Source organism: Paenibacillus sp. FSL W8-1187 (assembly GCF_037965485.1).
GTDB classification, from domain to species: domain Bacteria; phylum Bacillota; class Bacilli; order Paenibacillales; family Paenibacillaceae; genus Paenibacillus_O; species Paenibacillus_O pasadenensis.
Genome location: NZ_CP150181.1, coordinates 3,559,310 through 3,572,016 on the forward strand (window position 1 = coordinate 3,559,310; position 12,707 = coordinate 3,572,016).

Below are 12,707 nucleotides of genomic sequence, written 5' to 3' on the forward strand. Positions count from 1 at the left end.
AGCCCCCGCGCAGGCAAGCCGGATGGCTCGCCCGCGCGGGGGCTTTGGATGCGGCAGAGCTGGGGAAAGGGCTTCGTGGCGCAGCTCCACCCCAGCGCCGACAAGGGAGCTTCTTCCCTTGTTCACGCGGGTTCCACAGGCGGCTTCGCCAGCCTCCGCCTTACGGCGTCGGCATGCCGCCGTTGGCGTTCAGCGTCTCGCCGACGACGTAGCTCGCCTCCTGGCTCGCCAGGAACACGTAGGCCGCGGCCATCTCCGCCGGCTGGCCGGGACGGCCGAGCGGCGTCTTGGCGCCGAACTCCGGCAGCACCTGCTGCGGCTGGCCGCCGCTGATCTGCAGCGGCGTCCAGACCGGCCCCGGCGCGACGACGTTCACGCGGATGCCCTTCGGCGCGACCTGCTGGGCAAGCGCCTTGCTGAACGTATTGATGGCGCTTTTTGTCGTGGCGTAGTCCAGCAGAATCTCCGACGGCGAGTAAGCCTGGATCGACGACGTGTTGATGATCGCGCCGCCGGCCGGCATGTGGCGGATGGCCGCCTTGCACAGCCAGAACAGCGCGTAGACGTTCGTCTTGAACGTCGCGTCGAACTGCTCGGTCGTCAGGTCGGCGATGTCCTCGACGTACTGCTGCATGCCCGCCACGTTGGCGAGGATGTCGATGCCGCCGAGCTCCTTGACCGCCGACTCGATCAGCGACTCGCAGAACGCCTCGTCCTTGAGGTCGCCCGGGATGGCGACCGCCTTTCGGCCGGCCTGCTCGATCTGCTGCACGACCTCCTTGGCGTCGGCCTCCTCCTCGGGCAAATACGTCAGCACGACGTCGGCGCCCTCGCGGGCGTAGGCGATCGCAACGGCGCGGCCGATGCCGCTGTCCGCGCCCGTCACGACGGCCTTGCGGCCAGCGAGCCGTCCGGAGCCCTTGTAGCTGCCGGAGCCGTCATCCGGCTTCGGATCCATTTTCGTTTCCAATCCCGGAGGAGCCTGCTCCTGCTTGTATTCCGGTCCGGCCTTCGGGTACTGCGTCGTCGGGTCCTGCATGCGGTTCGGGTCGCTCATCATGCGATCTCTCCTTTATCGAGGGGCTTGCGGCCGGTTCAATCCGGCCTGTTCCTCCTTGTTATACCCCTCGGGAGCGAAAATGAACGCCGTCTCGCCCGAAAAACCGTTCGATCTACCAGTTGTTGCCGGAGCCGCTCGCCGTGAAGCTCGGCGAGTCGTTCACGAATTTGCCGGACGGCGCGCCGTTCACCGCATTGTTCGTAAAGGTGGAGCTGCCCGTCGCGGAGCCGCGCACGTAGAAGCCGTGCGTGCCGGCATTCGTGATCGTGTTGGAGCTGTACGTCACCGAGATGCCCGGCGCGGGTTCTTCGATGAAGACGCCGGCGTACGTGCTCTCCTCGATCGTATTGCCGGCTACCGATACGGTCAGGCTTTGCGCCTTGCCGTTGTTGTTCAGCCAGTACGCCCAGATCGCGCCGATGCCGTAGCCGTAGTCCTTGTGCAGCGAGCCGGCGCGCACGAGGCGGTTGTTCTGGACGGTCAGCGTGCCGGTCATCGACGGCGGATTGAAGTTCGTTCCGAAGCTGATGCCCGACCCGTTGACGACGGTGTCTTCCAGCAGGTTGCTCAGCACCTTGTTGTCCTTGCCGCCATAGATGGCGATGTTGTTCGCGAGCGTCGGAATCTGCACCGTATTGAAGCTGAACGTATTGTTCGTGTTCAGGTAGGTATCGGACCACATCGCCAGCCCGTCGTCTCCGCTCGTGCGCACCGAGTTGTTCGTCACGGTCGTGTTCGACGTGCCGTAGTGGAGGTTGACGCCGTCCGCCCAGACGTGGCGGATGCGGGAGTTCGAGAACGTCGCGCCGCTCGTCTGGTTCGTCAGCCAGAGGCCGACTTTGGCATGGGTGATCCACAGGTTCGTGATCGTGGAGTTCGTGCCGTTGCCTTCGACCGCCGTCACGCCGTTGTAGTCGTCGCGGATGCGGTCGTCCGGCGCGATCTTGAAGTCGGAGATCGTCACGTTGCCGCCGCGCAGGTACAGTCCGGCATACGCGCCGTTGATCTCGGAATGCCAGATGCCCGCCCCGCGCATGGAGACGCCGCTGTCGAGGTACAGGCGGGTGCCGGTGCCGTTGTAGCCGGCGCCCTTCGTGCCGCTGCCGATCGTGAACGAGCCCGCCGGAATCCAGACGCCCTTGAGCGTGCCGCCGGAGTTTTTGACCGCCGCGATCGCGCTGTTGAACGCCGCCGTATCGTCGCCGCCGCCATTCGCCGTCGCGCCGTAGTCCGTCACGGAGACATAGTTCGCCGGCTTGGAAAGGGCGGCGGGAACCGCCTCCGTCTCGACGAGGTCCACCGTGACGTAGGACGTCTGCCCGAAATTCAAGTTGCTGGCGTCGCGCTGCAGCTTGAGGACGGTGCCGGCCGGGTAGCTCTGGTCGAGCTTGAAGCTGACCTCGTCGTACATGTGATGAGGCGTCGTCGGCTGGGCGCTCGGGTTGTTGGACCAGCGGATCTCGCCGCCCTCGGTATTGTAAGATCCGTAGATCCAGCTGTACTTGGACGTCAGCGGCACCTGCTGCTTGAGCGTGCCGTTCACGTACAGGCTGATGCCTGCGTCGATGCCGGTGCCGGCGGCGTTGTCCGGGATCGAGTAGCGCACCGTCACGCCCTGCGCCGCCTTGGCCAGCGTCAGCTGCACGTACTGGCCGGCGCCGGTCAGGCGCACCGCCCTGCGGCCGGATGCCTCGGAGGCCGGATCGCCGAACGTGCGGGACGGACCGATGGCCGTTCCGTTGTGGGTCAGGCTTTCCGCCTGATAGGTGTCGTACGGCATCGTCGCCCCGAAGGAGCCGGACGGCGCAGGCGTAGGGGTCGGAGTGGCCGTAGGGGTCGGAGTTGGCGTGGCGGTTGGCGTGGCAGTCGGCGTCGGTGTCGCCCCGGCCTGGCCATACACCTCGAGCTCGGCGGCCTGGCCGCCCGTCGCGCCGCTGTTGGCGGTGAAGCTCAGGCGGACGTACCGGGCGGACGAGGCGGAAAAGGAAATCGCCGCCTCATTGCCCGTCGCCGGGTCGAACGTGTAACTGGCCGACGCCTTCAGCGTCGAGTAGGACGTATTGTTCGCGCTGCCGAGCACGGCCAGCGTCTGCGAGCGGGTTCCCCAGCCGGAAGGCAGCTTGACCTTCACGCTGGAGATGCTCTGCGCGCTGCCCAGGTCGACGGTCAGCGTATTCGGGTAGGTGCCGGCAGCGCCTTCATAATACGAAGAGACATTTCCGTCCACCGCGTTCGAAGCCGGGAAGCCGCCGACGCTGCTGCTGGCCGTGGCAGCTTTGCCCAGCGCCAGGTTGGCGCCGAGCGACGCCTCGAGCGCCAGATGGTCGAGATTGACGTTGCCGCTGTCGGCCGCGTCGAACTTGTACTGGATCGTGTTCGAGCCTGCGTTCAGCGACACCGTCTCGCTGGCGGCGGCCCAGCTGTCCCAGTTCGCCGTCGCGGGCAGCGGCAGCTGCTTCAGCTTGGAGCCGTTGACGTACAGGCTGAGCGTCTGCGACGAGCCGGTGCCGTTGGCGTAGCGGAGCGCGGCGGAGTAGCTGCCGGCAGCGGCGGCGCTGACCGTGAAGGTCGTGGCGGCGCTGCCCTTGTTCGCGTCGGTATACCCGCCGACAAAGCCGCTGCCGGTATACCCGGCATGGTCGCTGGCGACGGACGCGCCGCCGGCTCGGGCGGCGGACTCCGCTTCGTAGATCGTCGGCGCGGCGGACGCTTGCGGCGCAGCCGCGACGAGCTGCACGGCCAGGACGGCGGCGGCGAGGACAGCAGCGCATCGCTGCATCCATGGAGATCGGTTCATTCTTGTTCCTCCTTAAAAGTAGGCTGATCGCCTTTCGGCATCATCCGCGGACCGTTTCGGGCGGTCCGGATGATCGGATCCTGGTTTGCGCCTCTCTCCCCTTTCATGCCGAGATGCGGGCTCCGAAAAAGCTCGCTCCTTTGTCGAAAGCGCTTTCTACGAGTCCATTATCTCGACAACCGGATGCGGATACTACCATTCTGGTGACCTGTACGGACATTTTGAGCAGATTTTCGCTTCCATTCGTGCGCGATCCGATCCTCATTCACCGCCCCATCGAGCTGTAACCCGAAACAATCGGGCTGCAGCTTGGCGCGTGCTCGTCTTTCGAGCTGCAACCCGAACTAATCGGGTTACAGCTTACCGCGTGCTCTTCTTTCGAGCTGTAACCCGAGATAATCGGGTTACAGCTTGCCGCGCGCTCTTCTTTCGAGCTGCAACCCGAGATAATCGGGTTACAGCCTACCGCGAGCTCGTCTTTCGAGCTGTAACCCGAGATAATCGGGTTACAGCTTACCGCGTGCTCTTCTTTCGAGCTGTAACCCGAGATAATCGGGTTACAGCTTACCGCGCGCTCTTCTTTCGAGCTGTAACCCGAGATAATCGGGTTACAGCTTACCGCGCGCTCTTCTTTCGAGCTGTAACCCGAGATAATCGGGTTACAGCTTGCCGCGTGCTCTTCTTTCGAGCTGTAACCCGAGATAATCGGGTTACAGCTTGCCGCGCGCTCTTCTTTCGAGCTGTAACCCGAGATAATCGGGTTACAGCTTACCGCGTGCTCTTCTTTCGAGCTGCAACCCGAGATAATCGGGTTACAGCTTGCCGCGTGCTCTTCTTTCGAGCTGCAACCCGAGATAATCGGGTTACAGCTTGCCGCGTGCTCTTCTTTCGAGATGCAACCCGAACTGCCGAGTTACTCGGTTTTTCCGCGCATCTCCGACCGTTCGGCCCTCCACTGACCCGAATTACTCGGTTTTTCCGCGCATCTCCGACCGTTCGGCCCACCACTCGCCCGAGCTGCTCGGTTTTTCCGCTCATCTCCGACCGTTCGGCCCTCCACTTGCCCGAGTTGCTCGGTTTTTCCGCGCATCTCCGACCGTTCGCCTCTCCACTCTCCCGAGTTACTCGGTTTTTCCGCGCATCTCCGACCGTCCGGCTCTCCACTCTCCCGAGCTGCTCGGTTTTTCCGCGCATCTCCGACCGTCCGGCTCTCCACTCTCCCGAGTTACTCGGTTTTTCCGCGCATCTCCGACCGTTCGGCTCTCCACTCGCCCGAGTTGCTCCGCCCCGCATCCCGACTAACTCGATTTTCTCGACTTAATGGCTCGACTGCGCACCACTGGCTGACATCCTGGCTCCCAAACGTATCGCACAAAGGCGACTGCCGTCCCCCATGTTCCCTGGACCGGCTGCTTCGGCTCGTCGTTCCGGAGACAAAAACAAAAAAGCCGCCCGCATGCCGATGGATCGGCAAAACGGGCGGCCAGAGCTTCCTAGGTGCGGTCAAATGGAGTTACGGCCGCAGCTGCTCCAGAAGGCGGAGCAGAAGCATCGCGGCCTCGGCGCGCGTCACGTCTGCCTCCGGATGGAACTTGCCGTCCGGAGCGCCGAGCAGCAATCCGCGCGCGGCCAGCTCGCGTACCGCGTCCGCCGCCCAAGGGCGGATCGAGGCGGCATCTGCAAACGGAGGCGCCGAGGACGATGCCGCTCCGGCAACGGGACTTCCGGGAGTCCCTTCTGCTTGCGCGCCGCCGCCTGCCTCCAGGCCGGCGCTCGCAGCGGCCTCGGAAGCGGCGGCCCCGCTCGCTGCCGAAACGCCCGCGAACGCCAGAATGCGCGCGGCGAGCACCGCCAGCTCCTGCCGGCTGAGCGCGTCATCCGGACGGAAGCGTCCGTCGGCATCGCCTTGCACGATGCCGGCTGCCTGCACGGCGGCCAGCGCCGCCGCGGCATTCGGGCGCTTGCCGGCGTCGCTCCATGCTGCCGGAACGGCAGGCAGCGCCTCCAGCTCGAACGCGCGGGCCAGAAGCAGCGCGATTTCCGCGCGAGTCACGCGGCGCGAAGGCTCGAACGAGCCTCCCGGCACGCCGGAAGCGATGCCTTTGGCCGAAAGCGCATGAATCGCCCCTGCCGCCCAGTGGCCGGCCGCCACGTCGCGGAACGCTTGAGCGGGCAGCTGCGCGACCGCGAAGCTGCCGGAGCTCAGCGTGCGCACGACGACAAGGCTGCCGGACCCATCCGGCGCTGCGAACGCCGGCGCGGTACGCAGCTTGCCTCCGGTCGAGCCGGCGACGAGCGCGGCCGTCCGGGCCGCATCCAGCCGTTCCGCCAGACGGAGCTGCAAGGAAATGTAGCCCAGCGAGCCGTCCGGCAGCGGCAGCGTCTTGCCGCCGGCGATCAGTTCGGCGCTCCAGCTGGCGGCGACAGCTCCCGTCACGCCGCCGCGCTGCGCTGCCGCTGCCGCAAGCTGCGCCTTCGCCGACGCCGGAGCGTCGCCGAGCGCAAGCCGCAGCGCTGCCGCCTTATCGCCCGCCGCGACAAGCCCGGCGAGCCCGGCCGCTTGGCGAGCCGACAGCTCCACCGCCCGGCCAGCCGCTTCCAGCCGCAGCAGGACGCCCGGCTCGGATGCCAAGCTCTGCAGCGCGGCGAGCGGCACAAGCGCGGCCAATCGGCCGTCCTCCGCGCGGTAAGCCTGCAGCCGCACGGAACGCTGTCCCGTGCGGACCGCTTCCTCCACGAGCTGTTCGTTGGCGGCGAGAGAAGCGTCTGCATCCTCGGCAAGCGCTGCTGCCGGAGAGGCTGTCGGCGAAGCCGTCGGGGCGGCGCTGGACGAAGGAGCCGGACTAGCTGACGGCGACGGTGTCGCCGACGGACCGCCCGGCTCTCCCGGTCCTCCCGGCTCCCCCGGTTCTCCCGGTTCACCCGGCTCCCCCGGTTCTCCCGGTTCTCCCGGCCAGACCAGCCCTTCTCCCGTCGCCGCGCCGTCGGACGGCAGCGCCGCCGCCGCTGGCGCGCCCGGCGTCTCGGTCAGCTCGACCGTCGCGCCGCCGGCCCGGAACCGGCTGCCGAGCAGCGCTCCGCGCTGCTCCAGCCCTTCGAGCAACACACGGCCGGCCACGCCCGGTCCGGCATGCACGCCCCAGGTGCCGGAGCCGGCCAGCACCAGATTGCGGATCGTGATCTCGCCTCCGGCCGCGCCCATCGGCTGATTGCCGCTGACGTACAGGCCGGAGTACGTGCTGTCCAGCACATTGTTGTCGAAGAGGTCGATGTTCGCCTCGATCGGCAGGCTGTCCGTGAACAGCCAGATGCCGCCGAAGTCCTGCTTCCAGTTGGCCTCGCGCCCGCCGGTGCGGATCAGCGTGTTGCGCTCGACGACCGTGCGCCCGCCGAAAGGCACCGGATTGAAGCGCGTCGACAAGGCGATGCCAGCGCCGAATCCGACCGTATCGCTCAGCACGTTGTCCTGCACCTTGTTGTCCGAGCCGCCGAACACCGCGATGTTGTCCGCGAGCCACGGCAGCTGCACCGTGTTGTAGCGGACCGTGTTGCCGGACACGCGGGCGTCGTCCGCGCTCACGCCTTCCGGCCGCGCCGACCAGAGCGCGATCGAGTCGTCGCCGCTGTTGCGGACGTGGATCTGCTCGGCCATCGAGTTCCGCGTGCCGGTCGAGAAGTTGATGCCGTCCGCGTACGTATTGCGGATGCGCAAGCCCGCCGCGTACAGCCCGTCCGTGACGACGCCGCCGTCCTCGTCGTCGCTGCGCACCGACCAGATGCCGGCTTTGGCATGCTCGACCCATACCTGCTGGATCGTCGAGCCTCGCCCGAACGTGCCGTCGAACGCCGCCTCGCGCAGCTCGTCATGCCGAGCCGTCACGCCGACGTCGATCATGAGGTCATACACGGAAATGCCGCCGCCGACGCCCATGAAGCCCGCGCCCTGCAGCTTGGAATGCCACATGCCCGCGCCGCGGATCGCGATGTCCCGCAGCTCGATCGGCCCTTGCCGCAGCTCGAACGTGCCGGCCGGAATCCATACGCCCTCTCCGGCCCTGCGGGCATCCTCGATCGCGGCCCGAAGCGCCTCGGAGTCGTCCTGGCCGTCATTCGGCGCGGCGCCGTAATCGACGATCGACCGGTACCCGTCCGGCCGGGCATAGGCCGCCGGAGCCAGCTCCAGGTCCGCGCTGTCGATGACGACATACCCGGCTCCGCTGTCGCCGCCAAGCTGCAGGCGCAGCAGCGAGCCCGCCGGCAGCGTGCGGCCGAACCGCAGCTGCGACTCGTCGTAGAACCGGTGCGGATCGCCGTCCTCCGGCTCGTTGGACCAAGGATAGCTGCCATACACCCAGCTATGCTTGCTGGACAAGCCGATCCGGCCCGCATCCTCGCCGTCGACCGTCACGCTCAGCGCCGCGTCCAGCCCCGCCCCGTCGGCGCTGTCGGGCAGGACGTACCGCAGCGTCATCGCGCTGGCCGGCTCGTCCAGCCGGAACTCCACGAACTGGCCCGGCGCGTCCAGCAGGACCGCGCGACGGCCCGAAGCCTCGGAGGCGAACGTCATGAACGCCCGGTCCGGCCCGACGGCCGTGCCGTTTGTCGCCGCATGCTCGGCTTCATAGGTCAAAAAAGGCAGCGTCGCTCCGCGATAAGCGCGGCTGGTCGCGCCCTTCACCGTCAGCCGGTCGACGAGCAGCCCGCCGGCAGCCCCGTCCGGGAAGCTCAGCTCGACCGAGTTGGACCCTTCGCGCAGCGGCAGCGCGAGGGAGAGGTCCGTCCAGCCTGCGGCGCCGTCCAGCGCCAGCCGTCCCTGCGGCAGGCCGTTGACGGCAACGTCCGCTGCCCCCGAACCGCCCTCGGCCGCGACTCGAAACGCCGTCTCGTAGTCGCCGGCCGCGCCGGCCGCCACCGCCACGATGAGGCGGCTGCCCGCCTGCCCGATTCCGGCCGCATAGCCCGAGCCGCTATATCCGTCCCGCTGCGACGACGCCGCCGCGCCGCCGCTCATGAAGCCGTTCTCGGCCTCGTAGCGGATATCGCCAGGCAGCTCCTCGAGCGTCCACAGGATGCTCTCCGGCGCCGCCCCCGTCTCGGCGGACGCCTCCAGGCGCAGCCCTCCGCCGGACAGCGCCAGCGCCTGTCCCGGCCGCGCCGCGCTGTGCAGCATGATCCTGCCGCCGCGCGTCTCAAGCCGCCACTGCGCCGGCTCCGCCGCCGCTTCCGACGCTTCCACGGAGCGGATCTGGCCATCGGCGCCGACCGCCAGATAACGGCCGCCCGCGCCGCGCAGCCGCTGCCTGCCGTTGAAATCCTCCAGCCGCCACAGCGCGGCTGCTCCCGCGTCGCGGCCCGCAAGCGCCGATACGGCGCCATCGCTTGCCATGCCTGCATACCGATCCGCGCCATTCCTCAGCCGGTAGACGCCTCCATGCGGCGCGGCCGGCGTCGAGCCGTCGCCGATCGCGGCGTCCTCCTCCGGCACGAACCCGTCCAGCGGCGCGGCTTCCAGCCGCCACTGCACCCGGGCCTTGTCCACCGAGCGCAGGCCGAGCTGAGCATACCCCTGGCCGTCCTCGATATGCACGTATTCGTCGGAGCGGCCCGGCGACAGGCTGCGCAGCAGCGCCGTGCCGTCCGCCGGCCCGCGCTCCAGCGCCCAGCCGGAGCCGGAGCCGGTCCCGGCCGAGCCGGATTCGTCCGCTGCCGCTGCCGTCAAATAAGCCTTGCCCGCGCTCCAGCGAAGCCAGCCGCCCGTGGCCCGGTTCTGCAGCCGCCAGCCGCCGTCCTCCGCAGGAGCGGGCAGCCAGTGGGAGCGCTCGTCGCCCGGCTCCGCCGAGCCGTACAGCACCGCGCCGCTGCCGCCAGCCAGCAGAGCCTCGCCGCCGCTTTGACCGATCAGCCGCACATAGCCGTCCGGCAGCTCGAGCGGCGGCTGCGGCTGCGGCTCTCCGCCTTCCGCGAACGTCTCGAAGCGCCATTTCGGACTGCCCCAGTTCGGATCGATCGGGTTGTACTCCGCCGTCTTGAGCTGATGCTCGACGTTCAGGTAGCCCGATGCGGACTCCGGACGCGCGTCCGCCGCGCTGCGGATGAGCCGCAGCCCCTTCGTGTCCTTCACGATCCATTCCGCAAGCAGGGAGCCGTTCGTCCGCTCCGCCACCCGCACCGGCTCGCGCGAGTCCGGCTTGACGCCTTCCAGCGTCATGTAATGTCCGGTCGCCCGGTTGCGGATCGTCTTGACGCCCTCCTTGCCCGGCACGTCCTCGACGAGCCACATGGCGGCCTCATCCGCCGCCGCGGCGTTGCCGTAGGCGAGCTTGCCGTCCTGCTCGAACAGATACAGCTCCAGATAATCGTTCTTGATGCGCACATAAGGCGACAGCTCCGCGTCCGGAGCCGGCTCCTTGACCGTCCACTCGGCAAAGGCGGCCTGCTCCGCGCCGATCGCGCCCGCGCGGGCCGTGCCGTCTCCTGCGGCCGCATGCAGCTTGAGCTCCGGCTCTCCCCATGCGGCGAAGCCGGCCTTGGTCCCCGCTCCGAGCTCGTCGCGGGCCGGCGTCAGGCTCCAGCGGACCGAATCGCCCGCTGCGCCCGCAGCCGCGAGCGCGAGCGGCGCGCCTGCGGCCGCGCGGCTCATATACCGGCCGTCGGCGACGTTCCGCAGCCGCACCGCCATGCCGTCGTCCTCGATCGCCCAATGCGACGACGGGTCCTGATAATCCGCCGCGAGCGAAGCGACGGCCCCGTCCCGGGCGGCCAGATACAGCCCCGAGCCGCCGTCCTGCAGCCGCATGGCCGGCGCGTCCGTCGCCGCTTCCAGCCGCCAGCTCGAGCTGCCCCAGCCGGGCTGCGCCCAGTCGCTGATCTGCAAAAAGCCGGTCTGCTGCTGCACATGCAGAATGTACGACGGATGCTCCGCGCTGCGGAGCGTAAGCTTGCCGCCGGCCTGAGTCTCGACGAGCAGGTCGCCCGCCGAGCTGCCCTCCGGCAGCTCGGCCGCTTTCGCCGGCGCGTTCAGCGCGTCGCCGTCGTTGCCGAGGCGGTTCAGCACATGGCCGGTCGCCCGGTTGACGAGCCGCTCGCTGCCCGGCGTCGCGCCGGGCACGCGGAGCCAATGCGAGGCCGGGTCGTTCGCAGCCGGCGTTCCGTATTCGACCTGGCCGTTCTTTTCATACAGAGCCATGCCCTTCCAATCCTCCACCAGCCGCACCGGCTCGGCGTCCAGCGCGCGCTCCAGATGCCACACGGCAGAGCCCCAGGACGGCTGCGCCCAGTCGCTGGCGTTGGCGAAGCCGGTCCGCATCTGGATGTTAAGCACACGGCCCGGCGCTCCCGGAACGGATACGTTCACCGCATCCGCTCCATAGCCGCCTCCGGCTGCCGACAACGTCCAAGCCGCCGCCTCTTCAAGAGCCGCGCTCGATACGCCCAGCGCATCGAGCGGATTCGGCGCGCCCTCCCTCGTCACCGCATGGCCGGTCGCCCGGTTGACGAGCCTTTTCGCTCCCCCCGGCCCTTCCTCCACGCTCCACTGGGCCGAACGGTCGGCGATCGCCGGGAATCCGTACCGCAGCTTCCCTTCCGCTTCATACAGGTAGTAGCCCTTCCATTCGTTCTTGAGCCGCACATACACGGACTCCCCGACCGTCGCTGCCGTCCCCGCGCCAGCGCTTGCGCCCGGCTCCTCCGCCGCAGCCGCCGACAGCGGCGGCAGCAGCAGGATCAGGCTGAGCAGCGCGGCCAGCAGCCGGCTGAAGCTTTTCCCCATCTGTCGTTCCCCCTCATGAGTCGTCCTTTCGTCTAAGCGCTTTCAGTTTAAGAAAAGACGGACCGGCCCTCTACCACAAACAGGACCTCCAAGAGCAAGATCGTGACCTGATGCGCAGGCCAAGGCCGCCGCGGAACGCAAAAAAGCCTCCCGCACGTATGTGCAGGAGGAGACAGAAAGGTTATGCTGCGGCCCGGAGCCCTCATCCGCGCCCACTCTCACATAAGCGCTCTGGGAAGGAGGCCGAGCGGACCGCAGCGCCGCGGATTTTGTCCTTGGCTCCGCCTAGTATAGCGCATCGGGCGGCTGAGCGCCTTATGAACCGGCAGGCAGCGGAGGGAAATGCTGCATGGAGAAAATGAAAGCGTTGCTCAAAAGGCAAACTTGCACATTGGGCAACAAGTAAAGTACGATGAAAACAGCTATTTTCAGTCCGCTTATTCAAGGAGGTGATTGACATGCGCCCGCACAGCCTGCGCGATCTTAAAAAAGAAGCGACCGCCCACGCCCTGGCCAAGGCGGCGTTCGAGCTTGCGCTCGAAAAAGGGCTGGACGGCTTCGTCGTCGAGGACGTCGTGCAGCGGGCCGGCTATTCGCGGCGGACGTTCGCGAACTACTTCTCGTGCAAGGAAGAGGCGGTCGCGATGATCGCCATGACGTTCGACGGCAACGTCGACGAAGACCAGGAGCTGCACATCGATCTCGCGGAGCGGCTCTCGCCGCTCGACGTGCTGCATCGCTGGCTGCAGGCCCGCTTCACGGCCGACCTGCTGGGAAAGGTGCGCGAGCTGTTCACGCTCTCGCGCCGCCATCCTACGCTGGAGCCGTTCATCCTGAGCGTGCTCAAGCGACTGCAGGCCGGCGCGGAGGAGGAGCTGCGGCGCTACTCCGCGGACGGCCGAGATATCGTCTACACCCATCTGCTCGCCGGAGCCGTATTCGGCGCGGTGCTGCCGATTCTCGACGGCACCCTCAAGGTGCGGCTGCCCGGCGATCCGGAGGACCGCGCGCCGGACGCGATTCCGTTCGAGCAGCATCTGGAGACGACGTTCGGCTATCTGAAAAGCGGCTTCTGACCG

The 12,707-nt window shown here is 67.7% G+C and carries 4 protein-coding genes; 1 reads left to right on the top strand and 3 read right to left on the bottom strand.

The features are described 5' to 3' along the window. Positions 1 to 160: 160 nt before the first annotated feature. The 3 genes from NYE40_RS15495 to NYE40_RS15505 form a co-directional block, all read right to left on the bottom strand. Positions 161 to 1,057 carry a glucose 1-dehydrogenase gene (locus NYE40_RS15495; protein WP_028597122.1) on the bottom strand — a complete coding sequence of 299 codons (897 nt, stop codon included), beginning with the start codon at positions 1,055 to 1,057 and terminating at the stop codon, positions 161 to 163. A 115-nt stretch (positions 1,058 to 1,172) separates the two neighbouring features. Continuing rightward, positions 1,173 to 3,857, bottom strand: coding sequence for a discoidin domain-containing protein (locus NYE40_RS15500; RefSeq protein WP_339278634.1), 2,685 nt, complete (start codon positions 3,855 to 3,857; stop codon positions 1,173 to 1,175). Positions 3,858 to 5,370: 1,513 nt separating this feature from the next. Next, on the bottom strand, positions 5,371 to 11,628 hold the full coding sequence (locus NYE40_RS15505; protein WP_339278635.1) for an S-layer homology domain-containing protein: 6,258 nt from the start codon (positions 11,626 to 11,628) through the stop codon (positions 5,371 to 5,373). A gap of 458 nt (positions 11,629 to 12,086) precedes the next feature. On the opposite strand from NYE40_RS15505, the gene NYE40_RS15510 reads away from it, so the two are divergent. Then, positions 12,087 to 12,704 carry a TetR/AcrR family transcriptional regulator gene (locus tag NYE40_RS15510; protein ID WP_028597124.1) on the top strand — a complete coding sequence of 206 codons (618 nt, stop codon included), beginning with the start codon at positions 12,087 to 12,089 and terminating at the stop codon, positions 12,702 to 12,704. Positions 12,705 to 12,707 lie beyond the last annotated feature (3 nt).

What these genes read in the sequence shown, in the direction of transcription:
- NYE40_RS15495 (WP_028597122.1), bottom strand. Translation starts at nt 1,057, where the DNA reads ATGAGCGACCCGAACCGCATGCAGGACCCGACGACGCAGTACCCGAAG.
- NYE40_RS15500 (WP_339278634.1), bottom strand. Translation starts at nt 3,857, where the DNA reads ATGAACCGATCTCCATGGATGCAGCGATGCGCTGCTGTCCTCGCCGCC.
- NYE40_RS15505 (WP_339278635.1), bottom strand. Translation starts at nt 11,628, where the DNA reads ATGGGGAAAAGCTTCAGCCGGCTGCTGGCCGCGCTGCTCAGCCTGATC.
- NYE40_RS15510 (WP_028597124.1), top strand. Translation starts at nt 12,087, where the DNA reads ATGCGCCCGCACAGCCTGCGCGATCTTAAAAAAGAAGCGACCGCCCAC.